The sequence below is a fragment of the Sphingopyxis sp. OAS728 genome, assembly GCF_014873485.1.
Classification (GTDB): domain Bacteria; phylum Pseudomonadota; class Alphaproteobacteria; order Sphingomonadales; family Sphingomonadaceae; genus Sphingopyxis.
In genome coordinates, this window is the sequence record NZ_JADBDT010000001.1 from 492,593 (window position 1) to 518,364 (window position 25,772).

A 25,772-nucleotide genomic window follows, 5' to 3' on the forward strand; every position below is an offset into this window, starting at 1 on the left:
CGATTGCGGCGCCGATCAGGAAGAAGCGCGCGGGCTTACATGTTCGGGTAATTGGGGCCTCCGCCGCCTTCGGGGGTGACCCAGTTGATATTCTGGGTCGGGTCCTTGATATCGCACGTCTTGCAGTGAACGCAATTCTGCGCGTTGATCACGAATTTGGGATCGCCTTCGGCTTCGCCCACGATCTCGTAGACGCCTGCCGGGCAATAACGCTGCGCGGGCTCATCATAGAGCGGCAGGTTGTACGCGACCGGGATCGATGGATCCTTGAGCTGCAGGTGGACCGGCTGGTCTTCCTCATGGTTGGTGTTCGAAATGAACACCGAGGAGAGGCGGTCAAAGGTCAGCACGCCGTCGGGTTTGGGATAGTCGGGTTTCGGCATGATGTCGGCCCGGTACAGGCTTTCATTGTCCGGATGATGCTTCATCGTGAAGGGGACTTTGATTTTCAGCGTTTCGAGCCACATCGTGATCCCCGAAAGGATCGTGCCGGTAAAGTCGCCATATTTCTCGACGAGCGGCAGCACGTTGCGGACGACGCTGAGCTCCTTCTTCACCCAGCTTTCGTCATAGGCGGCCTGATAGGCGTCGAGCGTGTCGCTGCTGCGCCCCGCGGTCACCGCGGCGAACGCGGCTTCGGCCGCCATCATACCCGACTTCATCGCGGTATGGCTGCCCTTGATGCGCGGAACGTTGAGGAAACCCGCGGTGTCGCCGATCAGCGCGCCGCCCGGAAAAGCGAGCTTCGGCACCGATTGCAGCCCGCCGTCGCTGATCGCGCGCGCGCCATAGGACACGCGCTTGCCACCCTTCAGGATCTTCGCGATCTCGGGATGCGTCTTCCACTTCTGCATCTCCTGGAAGGGGGAGATGTGCGGATTGCGATAGTTGAGCCAGGTGACAAAGCCCAAGGCGACCTGCCCGTTCGCCTGGTGATAAAGGAAACCGCCGCCGTTGGCGTATTGATCGAGCGGCCAGCCCTGCGTGTGGATCACGCGCCCCGCGGCATGGTTCTCGGGCTTGATGTCCCACAATTCCTTGACGCCAAGGCCGTAAACCTGCGGCTCGCAATCGGCATCGAGGCCGAACTGCGGCTTGATCATCTTGGTCAGATGCCCACGCACGCCCTCGGCGAAGAAGGTATATTTCGCATGGAGTTCGAGCCCGGGGGCGTAGTCGCCCTTGTGGCTGCCGTCGCGCGCGACGCCCATGTCTCCCGTCGCGACGCCTTTGACCGAGCCATCCTCATTGTAGAGGATCTCGGCGGCGGGGAAGCCGGGGAAGATTTCGACGCCCAGCCCTTCGGCCTGTTCGGCGAGCCAGCGGCACAGATTGCCGAGGCTGCCGGTGTACGTCCCGACATTGTGCATGAAGGGCGGCGTCATGATGTGCGGCAGGCCGAACTTCTTGGTCTTGGTCAGCACCCAATGCTGGTTGTCGTTGACCGGCACTTCGGCGAGCGGGCAGCCCTGCGTGCGCCATTCGGGCAGCAGTTCGTCGAGGCCCTTGGGATCGATGACGGCGCCCGACAGGATATGCGCGCCGACTTCGGATCCCTTTTCGAGGATGCACACCGACAATTCGCTGCCCGCGTCGTTCGCCAGTTGTTTGAGGCGGATCGCCGCCGAAAGCCCCGCCGGCCCTGCGCCAACGATGACCACGTCATAGGGCATCGATTCCCGTTCGCTCACCGCAAATACCTTTCTGCCGTCCCTGCGCGGACATTCATCGTGCCCTGCGCTCATTCTGTCACGAATTGCGATGCCCGCCAATTGACGCGTCCGTCAACTGCCTGTTTTAAACAAAATCATGGGTGGGCCAAACACAGCCTTGCTGGCGGAAAGCATTAGCGACTGGTGGTCGCTGGCGGGCCTCGACGCGCTCGTCGGTGAGCAACCGGCGGGTTGGCTCGTCTTGCCGCCGGCGAATGACGCTGCGGCAGCCAAGCCGAAAGCCAGGCCGGCGCTCGCCGCCGAACCCGAACTCGCGCCCCTCCCCGCCGTGCTCCAGCGGCAGGAAGCGCCCCAAGCCGCCGAGGCCAAGGGCCCGGTGGTTTTCCCCGATGACTGGACCGAATTTCAGCAATGGTTGGCCGAAGGCACCGATGTACCCGGCAGTCAATGGGATGCACGCCGCATCCTTCCCGTCGGCGAGGCGGGTGCGCCGCTGATGCTGCTCACCGCATGGCCCGAGATCGACGACCAGCGCGACGGCACGCTGTTTTCCGGTGAAACGGGTAAATTGCTCGACGCAATGCTGCAGGCGATCGGCAGGACGCGCGGCGACTGCTATGTCGCCAGCCTCGCCGTGACGCGCCCCGCGGGCGGCCGCTGCGACGGCGCCGAGGCGGCCGAACTCGACCGCTTGCTCTGGCACCATCTGCGGCTCGCGAAACCGGGCCGGCTGCTCCTGATCGGCGGCGACATCGTTCGCATGGCAGCAAGCATCGCCCTGCCCGATGCGCGCGGAAAGTTACTGAATATTAACCAAGATGGCGGCAAGCTGGAGGCTGTGGCTGTCGCGCATCCCGCGATGCTGCTGGCCCGGCCCGCTCAAAAGGCGGCTGCGTGGGATAGCCTGAAACTGCTCAACTGGGGACGTTGACAGATGCAGAATATGACCAAGACTTTCATTTCATGCGCCGTTCTGGCCGCAGCTCTTGCCGCATCGCCTGCTCTGGCGGCCGATGCCGGCGACCGCAACCTGGTATCGGTGCCGCAGACCGTACCCGATATCCTGACGTCGAAACAGAAGCAGCTCTACACGCAGGTGCTGACGGCGATCCGCGGCCAGCGCTGGTCGGAAGCCAAATCCTTGCTCGACAGCTCGGACAATGGTCCGCTCACCGATTTCCTGCGCGCCGAACTGCTGACCGCACCGAACAGCCCGCGTGCCGAAGTCGCCGACATCATGCCGATCCTCTCGCGCTCGCCCTTCTTGCCGCAGGCCGAACAGCTTGGCCGGCTCGCGACGAAGCGCGGTGCGACCGATCTCCCTGCACTTCCTCTTCAGGCACGCCTCGCTTGGGCCGGCAGCGCGCCGCGCCGTTTGGGCGCCGACGCTGTGAGCGGCGATCCCGCCGCCGCAGCGCTCGCCCGCACGATCCCCGAACGGATCAAGAATGACGACCCCGCCGGTGCCGAAGCCTTGCTCAACGCCGCCGGCGACCAGCTGAGCCCCGAAGCACGTAGCGAATGGCGACAAAAGGTCGCCTGGTCCTATTATATCGAGAATGACGACGCGAATGCGCTCCGCCTCGCGAACGACTGCACCAGCGGACAGGGCGCGTGGGCGACGCAAGGCGCGTGGGTCAAGGGGCTCGCCGCATGGCGCACCCGTGACTATCGCACCGCGCTCACGGCCTTCGACCGCGTCGCAAAGGAAGCGCCCGACAGCGAACAGCGTGCCGCGGCCTATTACTGGTCGGCGCGTGCCGCGATCGCCGCGGGCGAGCCAGAATCGGTGCAGCAGCGCCTCCGCGCCGCCGCCGCGAACGAGGAGACCTTCTACGGCCTGCTCGCCGCCGAAACGCTCGGCGTCGAACCGAACCGCCAGCGCGAGAATGTCCGCGCCGACCGTAGCGCGTGGCGCGCGCTCGAAGACCTGCCCAACGTCCGCGCCGCGATGGCGCTCGCTGAAATCGGCGAGGACAAATATGCGGACGCGGCGCTCCGGCATCAGGCGCGGATCGGCGATATGCGCCAGCATGAACAATTGCTCGCGATCGCGGGCGTGTTGAACCTGCCCGAAACGCAGCTTTACCTCGCGCACAACACGCCGCAGGGCCGCAAGCCGTCCGCACAAGCACGCTATCCGCAGCCCAAATGGGAACCCAATGGCGGGTGGAAGGTCGATCCGGCGCTCGTCTTTGCCCATACGCTTCAGGAATCACGCTTCCAGCGCAGCGTCGTCAGCCCCGCGGGCGCGTTCGGCCTAATGCAGGTCCGCCCGGGCACTGCGCGCGACATTGCGCGCTGGCGCGGCGACAGCGGGACGGGCGACCTCCGTATCCCCGCGGTCAACATGGATATGGGGCAGAGCTATCTGCAATATCTGAGCAAGGATCCGTCGACCGGCGGCCAACTGCCCAAAGTCATCGCGGCCTATAACGCCGGCCCCGCGCCGATCGCGCGCTGGCAGACTGAAATCCGCGATAATGGCGATCCGCTGCTCTATATGGAATCGATCCCCTATTGGGAAACGCGCGGTTATGTCGGGATCGTGCTGCGCAATTACTGGATGTACGAAGCGCAGCAGGGCAAGCCGTCGGTCAGCCGCGCCGCGCTGGCGCAGGGTAAATGGCCGCGCTTCCCCGACGGCAAGGACCGCACGCGCCTGAGCTACGTCGGCGATCTGTCGAATGCCGATTGACGAAAACCTCGTCTTCAAACCCGTCCGCATCGCGGTCCTGACGATTTCGGACAGCCGCAGCGCGGCTGAGGATCGTTCGGGCGACAAGCTCGAGGAGTTGCTTACCGGCGCAGGCCATATCCTTGCCGCGCGCGCGATCATCAAGGACGAGACCGCGCTGATCGTCTCGCGCCTCCACAACTGGATCGACGATTCCGAGGTCGACGTCGTGATCACCACCGGCGGCACCGGCCTCACGGGCCGCGACGTGACGCCCGAGGCGCTGCACCGGCTCGACGGCAAGGACATCCCCGGCTTCGGCGAGTTGTTCCGCTGGCTGAGCTATCAGACGATCGGCACCTCGACGATCCAGTCGCGCGCTTGCGCTGTCGTAGTGCGCGGGACCTATATCTTCGCGCTGCCCGGTTCGACGGGCGCGGTGACCGACGCGTGGGAGGGCATTTTGTCGACCCAACTCGACAGCCGCCACAAGCCCTGCAACTTCGTCGAGCTGATGCCGCGCCTGACTGAATAGCCGATTTGTTCTTTATTTGTTCCGCATGGAGAGCTACGCTCTCCCGGTGGAATCGTCCAAACCCCTCCCCCCTGTCGCGGGCCGCGGCGCGCCCACAAATTTGCGCCCCACCCGCACCGGATCGGCCGAACGCGTCGCCGATGGCGACTGGCTCGACGCGGCAGAAGCGATTGACGGAGGCGCGCCGAAGCTGCGCACGACGGTGACGGTCGAGCATCCGAAAACGATCATTTCGCGCAACAAGTCGCCAGACATCAGCTTCGACCGCTCGATCAACCCCTATCGCGGCTGCGAGCACGGCTGCATCTATTGTTTCGCGCGTCCAACGCACGCCTTTCACGATCTGTCGCCCGGGCTCGATTTCGAAAGCAGATTGTTCGCCAAACCCGACGCTGCGCAGTTGCTGCGTACCGAACTCGCCAAGCGCGGGTATGTGGCGGCGCCTCTCGCGATCGGGACCAACACCGACGGCTATCAGCCGATCGAACGCGAATGGGGGATCACCCGTGCGATCGTAGAAGTCCTTGCCGAAACGCGCCACCCGCTGATCATCACCACCAAGTCCGACCGTGTGCTCCGCGATATCGATCTGCTCGCCGATATGGCGCGCGACAATCTGGTCGGTGTCGCAGTGTCGGTGACGTCGCTCGACCCCAAGATCGCGCGCACCCTCGAACCGCGCGCGCCGCATCCGCGCCGCCGCCTCGCTGCGATCCGCAAGCTGATCGAAGCCGGCGTGCCGACGCAGGTCAATATTTCGCCGATCATCCCCGCAATCACCGATCACGAGATCGAAGCGATCATGGCCGCCGCCGCCGAAGCGGGCGCGATCCGAGCGTCGTATATCCTGATGCGCCTTCCATATGAGGTCGCTCCGCTCTTCCGCGCCTGGCTCGCCGCGCACTACCCCGACCGCGCCGACAAGGTCATGCACATGGTGCAGGACATCCGCGGCGGCCGCGACAATGACCCGAATTTCTTCACACGCATGAAGGGGCACGGCGTATGGGCGCAGCTCATTCGCACGCGCGTCAAACGCGCCGCACGCGAACATGGCATGGACAAAAGCTTCCCGCCGCTCCGCAGCGACCTGTTTCGTCCGCCCGAACGCGACGGGCAGATGGAGCTGTTCTAGGCTGCGTCGAGCGACCGCAGCCTGTAATCCTTGTAATCGTCACGGATCTGGCGCTTCAAAATCTTGCCCGTCGCGGTGTGCGGCAGTTCGTCGACGAAGACGATCTCGTCGGGCAACCACCATTTGGCGACCTTGTCCTGCAGATATTCGACGATCGCCGCCTCGCTCGTCTCGGCGCCCGGCTTTCTGACGATCAGCAGGATCGGCCGCTCGTCCCATTTCGGGTGATAGACGCCGACGGCGGCCGCTTCCTGTACGCCGGGCGCGCCGACCGCAGCATTTTCCAGCTCGATCGAACTGATCCATTCGCCGCCAGACTTGATGACGTCCTTCGCGCGGTCGGTGATCTGCATGACGCCGTCGGGATGGATGACCGAGACGTCGCCGGTATCGAACCAGCCCTCGCCATCGGTCGTATCCTTGTCGGCCTTGAAATAGCGCTGGATGATCCACGGTCCGCGGCATTGCAGCCGTCCGCTCGTCACGCCGTCGCGCGGCAGCTCATTCTCCTCGTCGTCGACGATGCGCAATTCGACCCCGAATGGCGGACAGCCCTGGCGGCAGACGACATCGACGCGTTCGTCAAAACCCATCTCGTCCCAGTTCCACGGCCGTTTGCCCATGGTGCCGATCGGCGAGGTTTCGGTCATCCCCCACGCGTGCGCGACTTCGACGCCGGCCTTCATGAAACGCTCGATCATCGCGCGCGGCGCGGCCGATCCGCCAATGATGACGCGTTGCAGCCTGCCATAATCGATGCCCGTCGCATCCATATGGCCGAACATTGCCAGCCATACGGTCGGAACGCCCGCGCTATGCGTCACGCCCTCGTCGTGCATCAGGTCGCATAGAACCTGCGCGTCGTTGGTTGCCGAAAAGACCAGCTTGGCGCCGACGGTCGCAGCCGCAAAGGGAATGCCCCAGCTGTTGGCATGGAACATGGGCACGATCGGCAGGATGACGCTGCGGTTCGACATGTCGAACACGTCGGGCTGGATCTCGGTGATCGCATGGATGACGTTCGAGCGATGTTCGTAAAGGACGCCCTTCGGGTTGCCCGTCGTCCCGCTCGTATAGCAAAGCCCGACCGGGTCGCGCTCGTCGAGTTCGACCCATTCGAAACTTCCATCCTCGGCGTCGATCAGGTCGCGGTACGAGAGATAGCCTTCGCGCGCCGGCGCATCGAACAGGATGAAATGCTCAACCGTCGGCAATTGCGGGCGCAGCCGCTCGACGATCGGCAGGAACATCGCATCGAACAACAGCACGCGATCGTCGGCATGGTTGATGATGTAGATGAGCTGCTCGTCGAACAACCGCGGGTTCACCGTGTGCAACACACCGCCCATGCCTGCGCTGCCGTACCAGCTGACCAAGTGATGGGCATGGTTCATCGCCAGCGTCGCAATGCGGTCGCCCTTCTGCACTCCCAGCTTCGTCATCGCGGCGGCGAAGCGGCGTGCATCCGTTCCGACCTCCCCCCAAGTCGTCCGCGTCATGCTGCCATCCGCCCAGCGCGACACGATCTCGCGCCCCGCATGCTCGCGCGCGGCATGATCGATCAGGCTGGTGACGAGTAATGGCTGGCCCTGCATTCCCATAACGACATCCTCTTGTGGTTTTGCCTAGGGATAAGGCCGCAAAGGGGGGCGGTGCAAGGGCCAAGCCAAAAACAACCGCTCCTCCAAAGCGAGGCGCCGTCATCCGTTAGATTCTGCCGAGCCGGAGGTTGGGAATTAGCGAGGCAAACGGGGGCCGTGCCTGTCTAGCGCACCCGGAAATCGCGTTGCGCGACGAGCGAAAGCGCCGCTTCGCTCACCCCCGCGACCATTTCGAGGCGCGAGACGGTGTCGGGCCCTAGCGCGAAACCGCGCCCCAGTTCGACATGAATATCCTCGTCGGTCAGCGGGTCGCGGGTCGCGATGACAACCTTCCCGCGTGCATCGTCGCGCTTTTGCAGGAAGCTCGCGATTTCGGGGATCGCGTCGGGCAACTCGACCCGGCAAGTCAGCTGCAGCGCGGCCGTCGCGGCGATGTCCACGAGCGATTGGGCGCCGCGCACCGTCACGCGCGGCGTTTCCTCGCCCTCGAGCAGGTCGAGTTCGACCGACAGAATCGCGCAGCCGCCATCGGCTGCCAGCGCTTCGAGCGTCTTGCTCGCGATCTCGTCGAAACAGCTCGACTGGAACTGCCCGCTGCGATCCGACAGCGTCAGGTTGAGGAAGCGATTGCCGCGCTGCGACACCCTCGGCCGCGCGCTTTCGACCATGCCCGCCATCACCATCGGAATGCGCGTTCCCGGCGTCATTTCGACATTGGCGCAGATATCGCCATAGGAGCGCGCCCCGCGCGCCGAGATGATCGCCTCATATTGCTCGACCGGATGCGACGAGAAATAGAAGCCGAAGGCGTCCTTCTCACGCGTCATCCGTTCGGCGAGCGTCCACGGTTCCGCCGCGGGCAGCTGCAACGCCGGTGCGATGGCGATGTCGCCGCCGAACAGGCCGCCCTGCCCCGTCGACCGTTCGTGCGCCGAGCTGTTGGCGCACGCGAGCAGGCTTTCGGCACCGGCAAAGGCGCGCGGACGGTCGGGTTCAATCGGATCGAAGGCCCCCGCGCCCGCCAGCGCCTCGATCTGGCGCCGGTTGAGCAGCTTGGGATCGATGCGGCTCGCGAAATCGTCGAGCGAGGCGAAATCGCCCTTGGCGCGTTCGGCGACGAGCGCCTCCATCGCCTTCTCGCCCACGCCCTTGAGCGCGCCAAGCGCGTAACGCACCGTCAGCCCGTCATCGCCGCGCCCGACCGAGAAATCGGCCTCGCTGTCGTTGACCGACGGCGGCGCAATGCCGACGTCGAGGCGGCGCATATCGTCGATGAAGATTGACAATTTGTCGGTCTGGTGGCTGTCGAATGACATCGACGCCGCGAAAAATTCGTGCGGATAATGCGCCTTCAGCCACGCCGTCTGGTACGACAGCAAGGCGTAGGCGGCGGCGTGGCTCTTGTTGAAGCCATAGCCCGCAAACTTGTCGATCAAGTCGAACAGCTCGTTCGCCGCCTTCGGCGCGATTTGGTTATGCTCGCCGCAGCCCTTCACAAAGGTCTCGCGCTGCGCGTCCATCTCCGCCTGGACTTTCTTGCCCATCGCGCGGCGCAAAAGGTCGGCGCCGCCAAGGCTGTAGCCCGCCAGGATCTGCGCCGCCTGCATCACCTGTTCCTGATAGACGAAGATGCCGTAGGTTTCGGCGAGGATGCCTTCGAGCAGCGGGTGCGGATAGGCGATCGACTCGCGGCCGTTCTTGCGCGCGCCGAACAGCGGGATATTGTCCATCGGCCCCGGTCGATAGAGCGCGACGAGCGCGATAATGTCGCCGAAATTGGTCGGCTTCACCGCCGACAGCGTGCGCCGCATCCCTTCGGATTCCAGCTGGAACACCCCGACAGTCTCGCCGCGCTGAAGCAATTCGTAAACGGCCGTATCGTCCCACGCGAGCGCGTCGAGATCGACATCGACTCCGCGCAGCGCCAGCAGCCGCTTTGCTTCCTTCAGAACCGACAGCGTCTTCAGCCCGAGGAAGTCGAATTTCACCAGACCCGCGGTTTCGACATATTTCATGTCGAACTGCGTCACCGGCATGTCCGAACGCGGATCGCGATAGAGCGGCACGAGCTGGTCGAGCGGACGGTCGCCGATCACCACCCCCGCCGCGTGCGTCGAGCTGTGCCGCGGCAGGCCTTCGAGTTGACGCGCCATGTCGAACAGGCGGCGCACCCCGTCGTCCTGCTTATATTCGGTCATCAACTCGGCAACGCCGTTGAGCGCACGTTCGAGCGTCCACGGATCGGTCGGATGGTTCGGCACCAGCTTCGCGAGCCGGTCGACCTGCCCATAGCTCATCTGGAGCACGCGGCCCGTGTCCTTCAGAACCGCGCGCGCCTTCAGCTTACCGAAGGTGATGATCTGCGCAACGGTATCGCGGCCGTATTTCTCCTGCACATAGCGGATCACTTCGCCGCGCCGCGTTTCGCAGAAGTCGATGTCGAAGTCGGGCATCGATACGCGTTCGGGGTTGAGGAAGCGTTCGAACAGCAGGCCGAGCTTCAGCGGATCGAGGTCGGTGATCGTCAGCGCCCAGGCGACGACGCTGCCCGCGCCCGAACCGCGCCCCGGTCCGACCGGAATGTCATGCGCCTTCGCCCATTTGATGAAGTCGGCAACGATCAGGAAATAGCCGGGGAAACCCATCTGCGTGATGACGTCGACCTCGAAGTCGAGCCGCGTGACATAGGCTTCGCGCTCTTCGTCCGTGATCTCGGGATAATGTGTCAGGCGCGCCGTCAGCCCGGCATGCGCGTCGGCCTTGAGCTGCGCCGCCTCGCCCTCGCGGTCGCCGGCAAGGCTGGGCAGGATCGGCTTGCGCTTCGGCGCCATAAACGCGCAGCGCTGCGCGATGACGAGCGTGTTGTGGATCGCCTCGGGCAGGTCGCTGAACGCATCCTCCATCGCCTCGGCGGGCTTTAGCCAGGCCTCGGGGCTCGACACGCGCCGGTCCTCGCTCTCGACATAGGCCGATTGCGCGATGCACAGCATCGCGTCATGCGCGGGGTGGAATTGCGGCTCGACGAAATTCGCCGGGTTGGTCGCGACGATCGGCAGCGCGCGCGCGTAAGCGAGATCGATCAGCGCTGCTTCGGCCGCGATTTCGACCTCGTCGCCGCGCCGCGACAATTCGATATAGAGCCGCCCGCCGAACAGCGCCTCCAATTGCTCGACATAGTCGTCGGCCGCGGTCTTCTGCTCGCCCGCCAGCAGCCGCGCCAGCGCGCCCTCGCCGCCGCCGGTCAGGCAGATCAGGCCGTCGGTCTTGCCGGCGATATCGGAGAGCGTGACATGCGGGTCCTGCTCGACCGGGCGCCCGAGATGCGCCGCCGACACGAGCGCGCAGAGATTGTCATAGCCCGTATCGTCCTGCGCATAGAGCGCGAGCCAGTCGATCTGCGGCGCGCCGTTCGCCAGCCGCTGTCCGGGCCGCGCAACGCTCAGCAGCGCGCCGACGATCGGTTGCACGCCCGCCGCCTTGCACGCGTCGCCGAAGGCCATGACGCCATAAAGGCCGTTACGATCGGCTACAGCAATCGCCGGAAACCCGCGCTCGCGCGCGGCTTTCGCAATCGCCTTGGGCTCGATCGCCCCCTCCAGCATGGTGAAGCTGGAAAAGACGCGCAGGGGAACGAAGGGGCTGTAGGCCATCGGATGACGCTACAGTGACAGCACTGATTCTGCCAAGGCTTAACCCAGCAGTTCCTCAATCTCTTTGCGTAGTTGCTCGGGCTTCGTCGTCGGCGCGTGGCGCGACACCGTCTTGCCGGTCCGATCGACGAGGAATTTGGTGAAATTCCATTTGATGCCGCTACCGAGCAGTCCGCTCTTTTCCTTCTTCAGATGTTTGAAAATCGGGTCGGCCTCATCGCCGTTGACGTCGATCTTTGCCATCAGCGGAAAGCTGACATCATAGGTCAGCGAGCAGAAATTCTTGATTTCCTCTGCATCGCCCGGCTCCTGTGCGCCGAACTGGTTGCACGGGAATGCCAGTATCTCGAACCCCCGATCCTTATAGTCGCGGTACAGCTCCTCCAGCCCCTCATATTGCGGGGTGAAGCCGCATTTGGAGGCCGTGTTGACGATCAGCAGCACCTTGCCCTTATAGTCGGCCAGCGACTGCGTTCCGCCGCCGGGCAGCTTCGCCGAAAGATCATAAAGCGCCATAATCCGTCCCCTTCTGTCGGCGCGAGCCTACGCCTCGATGTGCCCCTCGTGCAAGCGGAGCACGCGGTCCATCTTGGCAGCGAGGCGCTCGTTGTGCGTCGCCACCAGCGCCGCCGAGCCATGATCGCGCACCAGTTTGACGAACTGGTCGAACACCCGGTCTGCGGTTGCCTCGTCGAGATTCCCCGTCGGCTCGTCGGCGAGCACGAGCAGGGGCCGGTTCGCGAGCGCGCGCGCTACCGCGACGCGTTGCTGCTCGCCGCCCGACAGCTTGCTCGGCTTGTGATGCAGCCGCTCGCCCAGCCCCAGCCGCCCGAGCAGGTCGGCGGCGCGCTCCTCCGCTTCGGCCTGCGTCGCGCCGCGGATCAGTTGCGGGAGCACGACATTCTCGATCGCGTTGAAATCGGGGAGCAGGTGATGAAACTGATAGACGAAGCCGATCTTCTCGCGCCGCGTCTTGGTCCGCTCGCCCTGTTCGAAGCGCGTGACATCCTCGCCGTCGATGCGGATCGTGCCCCCAAAGCCGCCCTCGAGCAGGCCCACCGCCTGCAGCATGGTCGACTTGCCCGATCCGGAAGGGCCGAGCAGCGCCACGATCTCGCCGCGGCGAAGGCTGGCGCTGACGCCGCGCAGCACGTCGATCCTCACCTCACCCTGCGTGAAGCTGCGCTTCAGATCGATCAGTTCCAGCGCGACATCATTCATAACGCAGCACCTGCACAGGGTCGGTATTAGCCGCCTTGAACGCCGGATAGAGCGTCGCAAGGAAGCTGAAGACGATCACCATGATCACGATCACGGTGATTTCGACCGGATCGGGCTTTGACGGCAATTCGGTGAGGAAGCGGATCGACGGGTCCCATAACGGCTGGCCGGTAATGAACTCGACCCCGCGCAACACGCCTTGGCGGAAATAAAGCAGGCTGAACCCGACGATCATGCCGGCGATCGTCCCGGCAATGCCGATCGAAAGCCCGATTGCCATGAAGATACGCATCACGGAATCGCGCGGCGCGCCCATCGTGCGCAAAATCGCCATGTCGCGCGTCTTCGCGCGCACCAGCATGATCAGCGACGATATGATGTTGAACGATGCGACAAGGATGATCAGCGACAGGATCACGAACATCGCGACACGCTCGATCGACAGCGCCTCGAACAGGCTCGCGTTCATCGATCGCCAGTCGGACACCACCGCCTTTGCCGCCACCTTTTCGGCCAGCGGCTGCAATATCTCGCCGACCTTGTCGGGGTCGGTCGTCTTGACCTCGATCATCTGCACCTGGTCCCCGGTGAGCAGCAGCAACTGCGCATCTTCCATCGGCATCACGACATAGGCCTTGTCGAAATCATAGACGCCGATCTCGAAAATCGCCGACACGCGGTAACTGATCTCGCGCGGTACCGTGCCGAAGGGGGTCGAGCGCCCCGCGGGGTTAATGATCGTCAGGTTCGATCCCACCGTGGCGCCCAAATTTCGGGCGAGTTCGCTGCCGATCGCGACATTGCCCGATCCCGGGGTCAATGAATTGAGGCTACCCTGAAGAACCTTGCCGTTCAGCGTCTCGTTCTTGCGGATGTCGGGCACAGTCATGCCGCGTACCAAAATCCCCTCGACGCGTCCGCTATAGGTGCCGAGCAAGGGCTGCTCGATCAGCGGTGTCGCCGACACGACGCCGGGGGTCGCTTTCGCCTGTTTCAGGACATCCTGCCAGTCATCGATCCGCCCGCCAAAGCCCTGCACCACCGCATGGCCGTTCAAGCCGACGATCTTGTCGAACAAGTCGGAACGCACACCGTTCATCACGCTCATCACGATCACCAGCGCTGCGACGCCGAGCATGACCGCCGTAAAGCTGAACGCTGCGGCGACGAAGATAAACCCTTCGCCGCGCTGCGGGAGCAAATAGCGTTTGAAGATGGTGCGTTCGTACGGACGCAGGATCATGGAGCGATTGGCCTTTGCGGCGCAGGAAAAGGTTCGCGCATTGCGCCGCTTTAGGCAGGTCAGACAGTGCTGGCAATGGGCGCCTGCGTGACGTCAAAAGCCAAATGATTATATGAATGTGTTGCGCTTAGGTCACAGCGGCCGGCAAAATCGGGGCCAACTACCCGCCAGAGGGTGACAAAGCCCAACTGCGGACCTACTCCGATGGCTTCTGGTTCAACGCGGCCCAAAGGCCCGGCTCCAGGGAGTGCAAGCCTTTCGCCGGGCTTGCAACAAAGGGGGATGGCGAGTGTTCGTCACAGGCGCCCGGGTCTTGGAAACGAGGCCCGGGCGTTGTGATTCCGGCCCTAGCCTTCGCTCTCGCTGATATCTTCGAGCATATCGGCATCAAGCACGCGCACGCGCCCCTGTTCGAGCGAAATCACACCCGATTCCTCCCAACTCTTGAGCTGGCGATTGATATGCTCGCGGCTCATGCCGGCAAAGTTGCCGAGTTCGGTCTGGCTGAGCTCGACGCGCTGCGATGCCTCGACATCCTTGCGGATCAGCCGCTTGAGGTAGCGCGCAAGCCGCGGACCCGACGCATAAGCGCGGTCACTTTCGATCGTCTGGTCGGCGGTGCGCAGTCGCCGAGCGAGCTGCTGCATCAGCGACCAGGCGAATTCGGGATGGCTCGCGGCAAAATCCTTGAGCGCATTGCGGCCGAGCTGGAGCGCGCTGCCGGCACTCGTCGCGGTCACCGACGCCGTGCGTTCGCCGCCGTCGAGCAGCGCGATCTCGCCGAGCACCGCACCGGGTTCGGCATAGGCGAGCACGATTTCGCGCCCGCCCGAGGTTAGCATCGACACGCGCGCGGTGCCCTCGGTCAGGATCAGCATCATGTCGCCCGGGTCGCCCTGGACGAGCAATTCCTTGCCCTTGACGAAATTGACCTGCACCGCGCGGCGCGCGATTTCGGCCCAATCTTCGACCGAAAGCCCGGAAAAGATGCTGTCGGGGCCCTGCAACTCGGCGAGTCTCGCGTGATCCATTGCCCCTACACCCCTTTTGCCTGGCGCTAGACTAGCCGGCTCTGCTTCACCGCCGCTTCGATGAACCCCGCGAACAAGGGATGCGGGTCGAACGGCTTCGACTTGAGTTCCGGATGGAACTGCACCCCGATAAACCACGGATGGTCGGGGCGCTCAACGATTTCCGGCAACATGCCGTCGGGCGACATGCCCGAAAAGACCAGACCGCCCTTCTCCAGCCGCTCGCGATAGGCGTTATTGACCTCGTAACGGTGACGATGACGCTCGCTGATGTCGTTCGCGCCATAGACGCTCGCGACATGGCTGTTCGGCGACAGCTTCGCCTCATAGGCGCCGAGGCGCATCGTGCCACCCATATCGGTGTCGGCGCCGCGCTTTTGCAGGCCTTCGGCGCTCATCCACTCGGTGATCATGCCGACGACAGGCTCGTCGGTCGGGCCGAATTCGGTGCTCGACGCGTCGGCGATGCCGCTCGTGTTCCGCGCCCCTTCGATGCACGCCATCTGCATGCCGAGGCAGATGCCGAAGAAGGGCACATTGCGTTCGCGCGCAAAGCGCACGCTCGAAATCTTGCCCTCGGACCCGCGCTCGCCAAAACCGCCGGGCACCAGAATGCCGTGCATCGGCTCGAGATTGGCGGCCAGATCCTCGTCGCGTTCGAACATTTCGGCGTCGAGCCAGCGGATGTTGACTTTAACCCGGTGCGCCATGCCGCCGTGGACCAGCGCTTCGTTGAGCGATTTATAGGCGTCGGGCAGCGACACATATTTACCGACGACGCCAATCGTGACTTCGCCCTCCGGATGCTGCTTGCGGTCCATGATGTCGTACCAGCGCGACAGGTCGGGCGCGGGCGCGTCATGGATGCCGAACGCGCGCAGCACTTCGCTGTCGAGACCTTCGCCATGATATTGGACGGGGACCGAATAGATGCTGTCGGCGTCGAGCGCAGGGATCACCGCTTCCTTGCGGACGTTGCAGAAGAGCGCGATCTTGGCGCGCTCGCTCTCGGGCAACGGCTTTTCGCAGCGGCAGAGCAGGATGTCGGGCTGGACGCCGAGCGACGCGAGTTCGCGCACGCTGTGCTGCGTCGGCTTGGTCTTCAGTTCGCCCGCGGCGGCGATGTAAGGCACCAGCGTGACGTGGACCGAGATCGCGTTTTCGCGTCCCTCTTCATTTTTGAGCTGCCGGATCGCCTCGATGAACGGCAGCGATTCGATATCGCCGACGGTGCCGCCGATCTCGCACAGCACGAAATCGAGGTCGTCGATCTCGGCCCGCGCGAATTCCTTGATCGCGTCGGTGACGTGCGGGACGACCTGCACTGTCGCGCCCAGATAGTCGCCGCGGCGTTCCTTGGCGATGATGCCCTGATAGATGCGGCCCGAGGTGACATTGTCGCTCTGCCGCGCCGCAACGCCGGTAAAACGTTCATAATGACCAAGGTCGAGGTCGGTCTCGGCCCCGTCGTCGGTCACATAGACCTCACCATGCTGATAGGGCGACATCGTGCCCGGATCGACATTCAGATAGGGATCGAACTTCCGGATACGGACACGATAGCCACGCGCCTGCAACAAGGCAGCGAGGCTAGCCGCCATCAAACCTTTGCCAAGCGAGGAGACCACGCCGCCGGTGATAAAAATGAACCGCGCCATGGGAGGAAAGACTTACTCAACGGGAGGGGGACGGCGCAAGCCGTCGAATCGCATCCGGCGGAAATTATTTCCGCCGGGCGGGCTCAAGCGGAGGCCGAAGCCACCGGTTATTTCTTGGCGGGCGGTGCCTGCGCGGGAGCCGGAGCGGCTTCCGGGGTTGCCGCCGCGGCAGCTGCTGCTGCCAGCGGATCGTCGCTCGCCGGAGCGGGCGCCGCGCCTGCCGGTGCGCCCTGTGCGGGCTGCGCCGGGCCGGTCAGCGCCGACGAACCGCTCGTCTGCGGCTGCGCGGTCTTCGACAGCGAGGTGTCGATCGTCGAACCGCTGCGGCCGACCGAGGCCATTGCCGCAAGCAGGATCGACAGCGCAACAAAAGCCGTCGCGAGGATCGTCGTCGCGCGGGTCATGAAATCCGCTGCGCCGCGCGCCGAAAGCAGGCCCGCAGGGCTGCCGCCGACGCCCAGGCCGCCACCTTCGGACTTCTGCATCAGAATGACGCCGATCATCGCCGCGGCCACGAGCGCCTGCAGGACGAGAATGAAGGTGAAGAGGCTGGACATCATATTTTCCCGAACTTGCGCGACCTCAAACGGACCGCGCCCGCGGCGCACATAGAGACGAAGCGTCGAAGCTTCAACCCGCGAGTGTCGCCGCCGCCGCAATGATCGGCACGAATTTCGTCGCCGTCAGGCTCGCGCCGCCGACCAGTGCGCCGTCGACGTCGCCGGCATCCAACAGTTCGGCGGCATTCTCGCCATTGACCGACCCGCCGTAGAGAATGCGCATATCCTCCGCAGCGCCGCCGAAGCGCGCGGCAAGCGCCCCGCGGATCGCGCCATGCATCGCCGCGACGTCCGCGACGGTGGGCACCAGCCCGGTTCCGATCGCCCAGATCGGTTCATAAGCGATGGCAAGGCTTTGCGCGTCGAAATTATCGGGGACCGATCCCGCAATTTGCGCCAGCACATAATCGATCGCGCCGCCCGATTCGCGTATTTCGCGCGGTTCGCCAACGCACAGGATGACCGAGAGACCCGTCGCGAGGCCCGCTTCGGCCTTTGCGCGCACATCGGCGTCGCTTTCGGCAAAGCCTTCGCGCCGCTCGCTATGTCCGACGATCACGACGCTCGCACCGATATCGGTCAGCATCGGCGCCGCGACCGATCCGGTGAAGGCGCCCGAGGCGGCGCTATGGCAATCCTGCCCGCCAATTGCCCTGCCCGGCGCCGCGGCGGCCATCGCGCCGATCAGCGTGAAGGGCGGGCAGATCGCGACGTCGACCGTGGAATGATCGTCAGCGGCAGCAAAAATGGCCTGCGCCTCGCCGAGAGCATCCGACAGGCCGTTCATTTTCCAGTTGCCGACCACATATTTGCGCCGCGCCATCCCTGTCTCTCCCACTACTTTAACGTTGCCCGTGCCCTAGCGGCGCGCGGGGGCGATAGGCAAGCCGCGTTGCACGCGCATGAAAAGCTCCTTTCCAGCCTTGATGCGGCACGACCTCCCGCCTAAAGCAACGCGCAACCGCGCCTGACCCGCGCCCTGCCGGAAAGAATGCCCGTTCCATGATTACCGCTATTCGCGCCATGTTTGCTTCGACGATCGGCAAATTCCTTGCCCTCGGCTTCGTCGTCCTCGTGGGGCTCGCCTTCGCGCTCGGCGATGTGACGGGCAATTCGACCTTTGGCGGGATCGGCGACGCGAATGTCGCCAAGGTCGGCAGCGAACAGATCGGCGTCGGCGAACTGCGCGAGCGCGCGCGGCAGGCTTATAATCAGGCGCGTCAGCAACAGCCGGGTCTCACGATGGCGGCCTTTGTCGAATCGGGCGCGCTCGACCAGGTCCTCGATCAGCTTGTCGAAGGGCTCGCCTTCGACCAGTTCGCGACCGACATGGGTTTCAGCGTCAGCAAGCGCCTCATCGACGGCCGCATCGCCGACCTGCCCGCCTTCGCCGGCGTGTCGGGCAAGTTCGACCAAAAGGTCTTCGAAAATTTCCTGCGCCAGAACGGCCTGACGGAAACCCAGCTTCGCCGCGACCTGCGCCAGCAATTGCTGATCGAGCAGCTTGCCGCGCCGATCGCGACGATGCCGCGCATCGCGCCGGGCATGGCGCAGCCCTATGCTGCGCTGTTGATGGAACAGCGGCGCGGACAGGCGACCTTCATTCCGGCGAGCCCCTTTGCGCCGACCGCCGACCCCGGCGACGCCGCGCTCAAGACGTTCCTGTCGCAGAATGCGGCAAAGTTCACGGTCCCCGAACGCCGCGTCATCCAATATGCGCTTTTCGATCGCAGTGCGGTGCCGGTTCCCGCGGTCAGCGACGCCGAAATCGCCAAATTCTATAAGGACAATGCCGCGCAATATGCCGCGAGCGAGACGCGCCGCTTTGCGCAGGTGATCGTTCCCGACCAGGCGGCCGCTACGGCGCTCGCCGCCAAGGTTCGCGGCGGCACCTCGCTCGCCGCTGCGGCGCAGGCTGCGGGTCTTTCGGCCTCGACCACCGGCGACCTCACCCAGTCGGCTTATGCCGCGACGAGCAGCGCCGCCGCCGCCAAGACAGCCTTTGCCGCCAAGCGCGGCGACCTGATCGGCCCGACGCAGACCGGCCTCGGCTGGACGGTCGCGCGCGTCGAGGATGTCACAGGGCGCCCGGCACGCAGCCTCGCCGACGCCACCGCCGAAATTCGCACCGAACTTGGCAAGAACAAAGCGAACGAGGCGATCGTCGATTATTATAATTCGCTTCAGGACGCCGTGAACGGTGGCGCCGCGGTCGAGGAAGTCGCGGCCGACCGCAAACTCCAGCTCGTCGAGACGCCCGCGATCCTGCCCAGCGGCCGCGCGCCCGGGCAGCCTGCTTTTGTGCCGGCACCCGAACTTGCCCCTCTCGTCGCGCAGGCCTTCCAGGCCGCAGGTGAAGGCGAAGCCCATATCGCGACCCTGGTCGAGAATGAGAAATTCGCCGTCTATGCGGTCAAGTCGATCGTCGCCGCAGCGCCGCCACCGTTCGCGCAGATCCGCGGCGACCTGCTCAGCGAATGGCGTTTTGCCGAAGGGCAGAAGGTCGCCCGCGACAAGGCGCGCGCGATCGTCAAAGCGGTCGAAGGCGGCAAGAGCCTCAATGAAGCCGTCGCTGCCGCTGGTCCGAATATCGGCAATGTCCAGACGATCGGCGGCCGCCGCGCCGAGTTGGGCGCAGGCGGCAAGCCCGTCCCGCCCGAACTCGCGCTCCTCTTCTCGATGGCCAAGAACAGCATCAAGACGCTCGAAATCCCCGGCAATCGTGGCTGGATGGTGATCGCGCTCAATGACGTTCAGCGCCCCGATCCGAAGGCGATCGAGCCGCAGCGCGTCGCCGCGATCGCGCAGCCGCTCGCACCGGCATTCGGCAATGAGCTGATCGAGCAACTGTCAGCGGAAGCCAAGCGCCGCGTGGGCGTGACGATCAACAAGAAGCTCGTCGACCAATTGCGCGCCGAACTGACCGGCACCGCGCCGGTCGCCGAATAAGGGTGAGCCTCGAAGGCAGGGCCGCCGCGCTCGAAGCGCTGGCGCAAGGCCGCGGCGCGGTCGTCTGGCAGCGGCTGATCGCCGACATCGAAACTCCGGTCTCGGCGGCGCTCAAGCTGATCGAGCCGGGGCGCGGCGACTGGGTGCTCGAATCGGTCGAAAGCGGCGAAACGCGCGGACGCTACAGCCTGCTCGGCCTCGACCCCGATTTGATGTTCGAGGTCACCGGCGACGCCGCGCGGATCAACCGCGACTGGCGTACCGACCGCGACGCGTTCCGGCCCCTCGCCACCCCCGCGCTCCAGGCGCTGCGCGACCTCGTCGCTGAATGCCGCTTCGACGTGCCCGAAGGGCTGCCCAAGGCGCTCGCAACGCTCGTCGGCTTCTTCGCCTATGAAACGATCGGCCTCGTCGAGCGCATCCCGCGCGCGCCGGGAGCCGGTCTCGGCCTTCCCGACATGGTGTTCGTGCGCCCGACGACGATCCTCGTCTTCGACCGCCTCGCCGACGAATTGTTCCTGATCGCGCCGATCTGGCCCGATGCTGATGGTGCCATCGACCGGATGATCGAGGCGGCGCAGGACCGGCTTGATGCCACTGCCGCACGGCTGTCGAGCGTCAGCGCCCACGCCGAGCGCGCACCGACCGACGCGCTGCCGTCCGACATCGCGGCGAACCCCGCAACGACGCCCGCGCATTTTGCGCAGATGGTCGCCACCGCGAAGGACTATATCGCCGCGGGCGACATTTTTCAGGTCGTCCTGTCGCAGCGTTTCTCGACGCCGTTCGACCTGCCGCCCTTCGACCTCTACCGCGCGCTCCGCCGTGTGAACCCCTCGCCTTTCCTCTATTTCCTCGACCTGCCCGGCTTCGCGCTGATCGGCTCGTCGCCCGAGATCCTCGTCCGGGTCCGCGACGGCGAAATCACCATCCGCCCGATCGCCGGCACGCGTCCGCGCGGCCGCACGAGTGCCGAGGATGTCGAGAACCGCGAATCCCTGCTCGCCGATCCCAAGGAACGCGCCGAGCATCTGATGCTGCTCGACCTCGGCCGCAACGACGTCGGCCGCGCGGCAGTGGGCGGCAGCGTGACTGTCACCGACAGCTACACCGTCGAATTCTACAGCCACGTCATGCACATCGTATCGAACGTCATCGGCCGCATCGCGCCCGACAAGGATGCGATCGACGCACTGTTCGCCGGCTTCCCGGCGGGCACCGTCAGCGGTGCGCCGAAAGTGCGCGCCTGCCAGATCATCGCCGAACTCGAAGCCGATGCGCGCGGACCCTATGCCGGCGGCGTCGGCTATTTCGCTCCCGACGGCAATATGGACAGCTGCATCGTGCTGCGCACCGCGATCGTCAAGGACGGCGAGATGCACGTCCAGGCGGGCGCGGGTATCGTCGCCGACAGCGACCCCGCCTATGAACAGCGCGAGTGCGAGGCCAAGGCCGGCGCGCTCTTCGCCGCCGCGCGCGAGGCGGTGCGGCTGGCCGGAACGCCTGGTTACGGGCAATAGCTTGACCTTGCCCGGCGGGACGCTAGCGTCCCGCCATGCTCAAATATCTAGCTCCGCTCGCCCTGCTCATCGCGGGCACCGCTCCCGCTCACGCCCAGCTCGAAAGCGCCGTCGAGGGCGACGCCATCCTCAAGGATTTCACCTTCGCGACGGGTGAAAAACTGCCCGAAATCAGGATGCACTATACGACGCTCGGCACGCCGCAGCGCGATAACAAGGGTAATGTCACCAACGCCGTGATGATCCTCCACGGCACCGGCGGCAGCGGCAAACAATTCTTCCAGCCGCAATTTGCCAACGAGCTTTTCGGCCCCGGCCAACCGCTCGACACCGGCAAATATTATGTCATCCTGCCCGACAATATCGGCCACGGTGCCTCGTCCAAGCCGAGCGACGGGCTGCGCATGAAATTCCCGCGCTACGATTATAACGACATGGTGAGTGCGCAGCACCGGATGCTCACCGAAAAGCTGGGCGTGAAGAAACTGAAGCTCATCCTCGGCACGTCGATGGGCTGTATGCACGCCTTCGTCTGGGGCGAAACATGGCCCGACTTCGCTGAGAAGCTCGCTCCCTTCGCCTGCCTTCCCGTCGAGATCGCGGGCCAGAACCGCATGTGGCGCACGCTGTCGATCGACGCGATCAAGGCCGATCCGCTGTGGAAAGACGGCAATTATACCGATCCGCCCGCCGCGGGCCTGCGCACCGCCGCCTCGCTCGTCCTGATCGCGGGCGCCAACCCTTACGCGCTACAGGCGCAATATCCGACGCGCGAAGCGGCAGAGAAATACAAGGACGAAGCTTTCGCGCGCGCATTTGGCCGGAGCGACGCGAACGACACCATCTACCAGCTCGACAGCTCGCGGACCTACAATCCCTGGCCGAATCTCGAAAAGATCCGCGTGCCCGTGCTCTGGATCAATTCGGCCGACGATTTCATCAACCCGCCCGCCTATGGCATCACTGAAAAGGCAGCGGCGCGCATGAAGACGACAAAGTTCATCCTCATCCCCGCGAGCGCCGAAACCAAGGGGCACGGCACCCACACCTGGGCGAAATTCTGGAAGGACGATCTCGCGAAGCTGATGGCACAGTAACGAAGGAAGAGTTGAACCCCGAAAAGCTTCTATCCCTTCCCCCTCCCCTCCAAAACCGTTAGTGCGCCCCCATGATCCTCGTCATCGACAATTATGACAGCTTCACCTTCAACCTCGTTCATTATCTGATCGAGCTGGGAACCGACGTGCGCGTCGAACGCAACGATGCGTTGACCGCGAGCGACGCGCTCGCGACCGGCGCCGATGCCATCCTCATCTCGCCCGGGCCGTGTACGCCGAATGAGGCAGGAATCAGCCTCGACCTCGTCGCCGCCTGCGCCGACGCGCGCCGTCCCTTGCTCGGCGTATGCCTCGGCCATCAGGCGATCGGCCAGCATTTCGGGGGAACCGTCCAGCGCGGCCATCTGATGCACGGCAAGACCTCTCCTGTCTGCCATGACAACAGCGGGCTTTACGCCGGCCTGCCCTCGCCCTTTCAGGCGACGCGCTATCACAGCCTCGAGGTCGTCGACATTCCCGCCGACCTCGTGATCAACGCGACGAGCGACGACGGCGCGGTGATGGGTTTCCGCCACACCGAACTGCCGATCCACGGGGTCCAGTTCCATCCCGAAAGCATCGCGACCGAACATGGCCATGCGATGCTCGCCAATTTCCTCAAGATCGCGGGGCTGCCGGTCGGCGAGCGCAAGGCGGCATGAGCCGCTTCGGGCCGTTTCCCGATCCTTCGGCGCTGCTCGATCACGACGAGGCGGCCGACGCCTTCGCGACGATGCTCGACGGCGGCGCGAGCGACGAGCAGGTCACCGAGTTCCTGATCGCACTATCCGATCGCGGCGAGACGATGGTCGAAATCGCCGCCGCGGCGCAAGCGATGCGCGACCGGCTGATCCCCGTTGCGGCCCCCAAGGGCGCGATCGACGTCTGCGGCACCGGCGGCGACGGTCATCACACGCTCAACGTCTCGACCGCAGTGTCGATCGTCGTTGCGGCGTGCGAGGTTCCGGTTGCAAAGCACGGAAATCGCGCGGCTTCTTCAAAATCCGGCGCGGCGGATACGCTGGAGGCGCTTGGCCTCGACATGGAGCGCGCCGACTGCATGGCCGAGGAACAGCTGGCCGACCTCGGCATCTGTTTCCTGTTCGCGGGCACCCGCCACCCGGCGATGAAGCGCATCATGCCGATCCGCAAGGCGATCGGCCGCCGCACGATCTTCAACCTGATGGGCCCCCTCGCCAATCCGGCGCGCGTCACGCGCCAGCTCGTCGGCATCGCGCGGCCCGCCTATGTTCCCGTTTATGCCGAGGCGCTCCACCGGCTCGGAACCGAGCATTCGCGCGTGATTTCTGGCGACGAGGGGCTCGACGAACTATCGCTCGCGGGCGGCAATGAGGTTGCGGTCATAACGCCCGAAGGCGTCCGCATGCAGCGCAGCGCAGCCGCCGATGCGGGCCTTCCGACGCGCTCGCTCGCCGAGATCCGCGGCGGCGACGCCCAATATAACGCAAAGGCGCTGCGCCGCCTGCTCGAAGGCGAACCGGGCGCGTATCGCGATGCCGTGCTCTATAACGCCGCCGAGGCACTCGTTGTCGCCGGGGCCGCCGACAGCTTGCTCGAAGGCGTCGAGGAAGCCGCCGAGGCGATCGACAAGGGCCTTGCCAACGCGCTGCTCAATTGCTGGATCGCCTATAAATGAACAAGCTCACCCAAATTCTAGCCACGAAGGCCGAGGAAGTGGCCGAACGCGCCGCGCTCCGTTCGCTATCCGAACTCGACGCGATCGACGCCGGCCCGGTGCGCGGTTTCGCCGCGGCTCTTCAGGCGAAGATCGTCGCAGGCGGTTTCGGCTTGATCGCGGAGATCAAGAAAGCATCGCCTTCCAAGGGACTGATAAGACAAGATTTCGACCCCGCCGATCATGCGCGCGCCTATGCCGCCGGCGGGGCGGCTTGCCTGTCCGTCTTGACCGACGCCCCCTATTTTCAGGGGCATGAGGATTATCTGGTTGCCGCGCGCGCCGCCTGCGCCCTGCCCGCGCTCCGCAAGGATTTCATGGTCGACCCCTGGCAGGTCGCCGAAGCGCGCGCGATCGGTGCCGACGCGATCCTGATCATCGTCGCTGCGCTCGAAGATGCCATGATGCGCGAGATCGAGGCGGCGGCCTTCGAACGCGGCATGGATGTGCTCGTCGAGGTGCATGACGAAGCCGAACTCGATCGCGCGCTGACCCAGCTCCAGTCGCGCCTGATCGGCGTCAACAACCGCGACCTTCGCACCTTCGAAACCGACCTCGCGGTCACCGAGCGCCTCGCAAAGCTGGTCCCGCCGGGTACCTTGCTCGTCGGTGAAAGCGGCATCGCGCGCCGCGCCGATTGCGAAAGACTGGCGCAAAGCGGCGTAAAGGCTTTCCTCGTCGGCGAAAGCTTGATGCGTCAGGACGACGTCACGGCGGCAACGAAGGCACTGCTGGAGGGGTGAATTCCGAAGGCAATCGGGTTCGCCTGCCCGGCCCCGGTCCGGGCGCGGGGACGGGCAGACTCACCTGCTCCTGCTAGACCCGTCCGTCGATGACCTTCCGCCAATGGTCATGGAGTCCAGCGGCGCCCGCACTGGTGAGGATCGCCATCGCCTCGCGAAGTTGCTCGTCGGACCAGTTCCACCACGCAAGTTCGAGCAGCCGGGCAATATCCGCATCGTCGAAGCGTTTTCGGATCACCTTCGACGGGTTGCCACCGACGACGGCATAGGGTTCGACGTCGCGGGTGACGAGGGCGCGTGTCCCGATCACGGCGCCGTCGCCGATCTTGACCCCGGGCATGATGATCGCTTCCGATCCGATCCATACATCGTTGCCGATTACGGTGTCGCCTGCCGGCTCGAAGCCGTTGGCCGCACCAGCAAAGGCGGGCACCTCGGGCATCCAGAAAAAGGGGAAGGTACTGATCCAGTCGTTCCGGTGTCCTTGATTTCCCGCCATGATGAAGGCAGCCCCCGATCCGATCGAACAAAAGCTACCGATGATCAGCCTGTCGACGCCCGCATCGGGAAAAAGGAAGCGGGCGCAGTCGTCGAAACTGTGCCCATGGTAATAGCCCGAATAATAGCTGTAGCGGCCGACGACGATGTTCGGGTTCGTAACCTGTCGATCAAGCGTAATGCCCTTGAAGGGGCTTTCGAAGAAGTTTTTCACAAAATCACCATTGAATCCGAGCCATATCGATGGCTCCTGTGACGCGTTTACGCACGCAAACGCTGACCAGC

Annotated in this window: 21 protein-coding genes; 10 read left to right on the top strand and 11 right to left on the bottom strand. The window is 64.6% G+C overall.

The genetic code is table 11. The annotated features are described in order from the left end of the window. Nucleotides 1-35: 35 nt before the first annotated feature. Nucleotides 36-1,691, bottom strand: a complete 1,656-nt coding sequence (locus GGC65_RS02385; RefSeq protein ID WP_192645697.1) for an electron transfer flavoprotein-ubiquinone oxidoreductase — start codon at nucleotides 1,689-1,691, stop codon at nucleotides 36-38. A gap of 118 nt (nucleotides 1,692-1,809) precedes the next feature. Between GGC65_RS02385 and GGC65_RS02390 the strand changes: the two genes are divergently transcribed. From GGC65_RS02390 to GGC65_RS02405, 4 genes are read left to right on the top strand one after another with little or no spacing between them, the layout of a single operon-like run. After that, nucleotides 1,810-2,604, top strand: coding sequence for a uracil-DNA glycosylase family protein (locus GGC65_RS02390; RefSeq protein WP_192645698.1), 795 nt, complete (start codon nucleotides 1,810-1,812; stop codon nucleotides 2,602-2,604). 12 nt (nucleotides 2,605-2,616) lie between these two features. Then, nucleotides 2,617-4,371 (top strand): lytic transglycosylase domain-containing protein, encoded by a 1,755-nt coding sequence (locus tag GGC65_RS02395; protein ID WP_192645699.1) that lies wholly within the window; start codon nucleotides 2,617-2,619, stop codon nucleotides 4,369-4,371. Next, a complete protein-coding gene (gene moaB / locus GGC65_RS02400) occupies nucleotides 4,361-4,885 on the top strand; it encodes a molybdenum cofactor biosynthesis protein B (RefSeq protein ID WP_192645700.1) in 525 nt (174 codons plus the stop codon). The genes GGC65_RS02395 and moaB overlap by 11 nt, the downstream gene beginning before the upstream one ends. Nucleotides 4,886-4,910: 25 nt before the next feature. Next, nucleotides 4,911-6,020, top strand: a complete 1,110-nt coding sequence (locus GGC65_RS02405; RefSeq protein ID WP_192645701.1) for a PA0069 family radical SAM protein — start codon at nucleotides 4,911-4,913, stop codon at nucleotides 6,018-6,020. Here the strand turns inward: GGC65_RS02405 and GGC65_RS02410 are convergent. From GGC65_RS02410 to tpiA, 9 genes are all read right to left on the bottom strand, one after another. Further along, nucleotides 6,017-7,621 carry a long-chain fatty acid--CoA ligase gene (locus GGC65_RS02410; RefSeq protein WP_192645702.1) on the bottom strand — a complete coding sequence of 535 codons (1,605 nt, stop codon included), beginning with the start codon at nucleotides 7,619-7,621 and terminating at the stop codon, nucleotides 6,017-6,019. The genes GGC65_RS02405 and GGC65_RS02410 overlap by 4 nt on opposite strands. A 164-nt stretch (nucleotides 7,622-7,785) precedes the next feature. Next, entirely contained in the window at nucleotides 7,786-11,271 is a 3,486-nt protein-coding gene (gene dnaE, locus GGC65_RS02415; RefSeq protein WP_192645703.1) for a DNA polymerase III subunit alpha, read from the bottom strand. Between the two features lie 39 nt (nucleotides 11,272-11,310). Further along, nucleotides 11,311-11,787 (bottom strand): glutathione peroxidase, encoded by a 477-nt coding sequence (locus GGC65_RS02420; RefSeq protein WP_192645704.1) that lies wholly within the window; start codon nucleotides 11,785-11,787, stop codon nucleotides 11,311-11,313. A gap of 27 nt (nucleotides 11,788-11,814) precedes the next feature. Continuing rightward, nucleotides 11,815-12,492: an ABC transporter ATP-binding protein gene (locus GGC65_RS02425; protein ID WP_192645705.1), complete on the bottom strand. Its 678-nt coding sequence runs from the start codon at nucleotides 12,490-12,492 to the stop codon at nucleotides 11,815-11,817. After that, nucleotides 12,485-13,735 carry a lipoprotein-releasing ABC transporter permease subunit gene (locus GGC65_RS02430; RefSeq protein WP_192645706.1) on the bottom strand — a complete coding sequence of 417 codons (1,251 nt, stop codon included), beginning with the start codon at nucleotides 13,733-13,735 and terminating at the stop codon, nucleotides 12,485-12,487. The genes GGC65_RS02425 and GGC65_RS02430 overlap by 8 nt, the downstream gene beginning before the upstream one ends. 347 nt (nucleotides 13,736-14,082) lie before the next feature. Beyond that, the gene (locus GGC65_RS02435; protein WP_192645707.1) at nucleotides 14,083-14,766 is read right to left on the bottom strand and encodes a Crp/Fnr family transcriptional regulator; all 684 of its coding nucleotides are present in this window, start codon (nucleotides 14,764-14,766) and stop codon (nucleotides 14,083-14,085) included. A 26-nt stretch (nucleotides 14,767-14,792) separates the two neighbouring features. After that, complete coding sequence (locus GGC65_RS02440; protein ID WP_192645708.1) at nucleotides 14,793-16,424, bottom strand: CTP synthase; 1,632 nt, start codon at nucleotides 16,422-16,424, stop codon at nucleotides 14,793-14,795. Between the two features lie 107 nt (nucleotides 16,425-16,531). After that, a complete protein-coding gene (gene secG / locus GGC65_RS02445; protein WP_192645709.1) occupies nucleotides 16,532-16,984 on the bottom strand; it encodes a preprotein translocase subunit SecG in 453 nt (150 codons plus the stop codon). Nucleotides 16,985-17,054: 70 nt separating this feature from the next. Next, nucleotides 17,055-17,807 carry a triose-phosphate isomerase gene (gene tpiA, locus GGC65_RS02450; protein ID WP_192645710.1) on the bottom strand — a complete coding sequence of 251 codons (753 nt, stop codon included), beginning with the start codon at nucleotides 17,805-17,807 and terminating at the stop codon, nucleotides 17,055-17,057. 179 nt (nucleotides 17,808-17,986) lie between these two features. Here tpiA and GGC65_RS02455 point away from each other — a divergent pair, with 179 nt between their 5' ends. The 6 genes from GGC65_RS02455 to trpC all read left to right on the top strand — a co-directional run bounded on the left by GGC65_RS02455 (nucleotide 17,987) and on the right by trpC (nucleotide 24,989). After that, on the top strand, nucleotides 17,987-19,933 hold the full coding sequence (locus GGC65_RS02455; protein WP_192645711.1) for a peptidylprolyl isomerase: 1,947 nt from the start codon (nucleotides 17,987-17,989) through the stop codon (nucleotides 19,931-19,933). 2 nt (nucleotides 19,934-19,935) lie between these two features. After that, the gene (locus tag GGC65_RS02460) at nucleotides 19,936-21,453 is read left to right on the top strand and encodes an anthranilate synthase component I family protein (protein WP_192645712.1); all 1,518 of its coding nucleotides are present in this window, start codon (nucleotides 19,936-19,938) and stop codon (nucleotides 21,451-21,453) included. Between the two features lie 35 nt (nucleotides 21,454-21,488). Next, nucleotides 21,489-22,550, top strand: coding sequence for an alpha/beta fold hydrolase (locus tag GGC65_RS02465; protein ID WP_192645713.1), 1,062 nt, complete (start codon nucleotides 21,489-21,491; stop codon nucleotides 22,548-22,550). Between the two features lie 71 nt (nucleotides 22,551-22,621). Beyond that, complete coding sequence (locus GGC65_RS02470; protein ID WP_192645714.1) at nucleotides 22,622-23,212, top strand: anthranilate synthase component II; 591 nt, start codon at nucleotides 22,622-22,624, stop codon at nucleotides 23,210-23,212. Next, nucleotides 23,209-24,207, top strand: a complete 999-nt coding sequence (gene trpD, locus GGC65_RS02475; protein ID WP_192645715.1) for an anthranilate phosphoribosyltransferase — start codon at nucleotides 23,209-23,211, stop codon at nucleotides 24,205-24,207. The genes GGC65_RS02470 and trpD overlap by 4 nt, the downstream gene beginning before the upstream one ends. Then, on the top strand, nucleotides 24,204-24,989 hold the full coding sequence (gene trpC / locus GGC65_RS02480) for an indole-3-glycerol phosphate synthase TrpC (RefSeq protein WP_192645716.1): 786 nt from the start codon (nucleotides 24,204-24,206) through the stop codon (nucleotides 24,987-24,989). Before trpD ends, trpC begins: the two co-directional genes overlap by 4 nt. A 73-nt stretch (nucleotides 24,990-25,062) precedes the next feature. Here the strand turns inward: trpC and catB are convergent, their stop codons facing one another. Beyond that, nucleotides 25,063-25,701, bottom strand: coding sequence for a type B chloramphenicol O-acetyltransferase (catB, locus tag GGC65_RS02485; RefSeq protein ID WP_192645717.1), 639 nt, complete (start codon nucleotides 25,699-25,701; stop codon nucleotides 25,063-25,065). Between the last annotated feature and the right edge of the window lie 71 nt (nucleotides 25,702-25,772).

Excerpts from the sequence above, each read along its gene's own strand:
- GGC65_RS02390 (WP_192645698.1), top strand. The coding sequence starts at position 1,810 with ATGGGTGGGCCAAACACAGCCTTGCTGGCGGAAAGCATTAGCGACTGG.
- GGC65_RS02395 (WP_192645699.1), top strand. The coding sequence starts at position 2,617 with ATGACCAAGACTTTCATTTCATGCGCCGTTCTGGCCGCAGCTCTTGCC.
- moaB (WP_192645700.1), top strand. The coding sequence starts at position 4,361 with ATGCCGATTGACGAAAACCTCGTCTTCAAACCCGTCCGCATCGCGGTC.
- GGC65_RS02405 (WP_192645701.1), top strand. The coding sequence starts at position 4,911 with ATGGAGAGCTACGCTCTCCCGGTGGAATCGTCCAAACCCCTCCCCCCT.
- GGC65_RS02410 (WP_192645702.1), bottom strand. The coding sequence starts at position 7,621 with ATGGGAATGCAGGGCCAGCCATTACTCGTCACCAGCCTGATCGATCAT.
- dnaE (WP_192645703.1), bottom strand. The coding sequence starts at position 11,271 with ATGGCCTACAGCCCCTTCGTTCCCCTGCGCGTCTTTTCCAGCTTCACC.
- GGC65_RS02420 (WP_192645704.1), bottom strand. The coding sequence starts at position 11,787 with ATGGCGCTTTATGATCTTTCGGCGAAGCTGCCCGGCGGCGGAACGCAG.
- GGC65_RS02425 (WP_192645705.1), bottom strand. The coding sequence starts at position 12,492 with ATGAATGATGTCGCGCTGGAACTGATCGATCTGAAGCGCAGCTTCACG.
- GGC65_RS02430 (WP_192645706.1), bottom strand. The coding sequence starts at position 13,735 with ATGATCCTGCGTCCGTACGAACGCACCATCTTCAAACGCTATTTGCTC.
- GGC65_RS02435 (WP_192645707.1), bottom strand. The coding sequence starts at position 14,766 with ATGGATCACGCGAGACTCGCCGAGTTGCAGGGCCCCGACAGCATCTTT.
- GGC65_RS02440 (WP_192645708.1), bottom strand. The coding sequence starts at position 16,424 with ATGGCGCGGTTCATTTTTATCACCGGCGGCGTGGTCTCCTCGCTTGGC.
- secG (WP_192645709.1), bottom strand. The coding sequence starts at position 16,984 with ATGATGTCCAGCCTCTTCACCTTCATTCTCGTCCTGCAGGCGCTCGTG.
- tpiA (WP_192645710.1), bottom strand. The coding sequence starts at position 17,807 with ATGGCGCGGCGCAAATATGTGGTCGGCAACTGGAAAATGAACGGCCTG.
- GGC65_RS02455 (WP_192645711.1), top strand. The coding sequence starts at position 17,987 with ATGATTACCGCTATTCGCGCCATGTTTGCTTCGACGATCGGCAAATTC.
- GGC65_RS02465 (WP_192645713.1), top strand. The coding sequence starts at position 21,489 with ATGCTCAAATATCTAGCTCCGCTCGCCCTGCTCATCGCGGGCACCGCT.
- GGC65_RS02470 (WP_192645714.1), top strand. The coding sequence starts at position 22,622 with ATGATCCTCGTCATCGACAATTATGACAGCTTCACCTTCAACCTCGTT.
- trpD (WP_192645715.1), top strand. The coding sequence starts at position 23,209 with ATGAGCCGCTTCGGGCCGTTTCCCGATCCTTCGGCGCTGCTCGATCAC.
- trpC (WP_192645716.1), top strand. The coding sequence starts at position 24,204 with ATGAACAAGCTCACCCAAATTCTAGCCACGAAGGCCGAGGAAGTGGCC.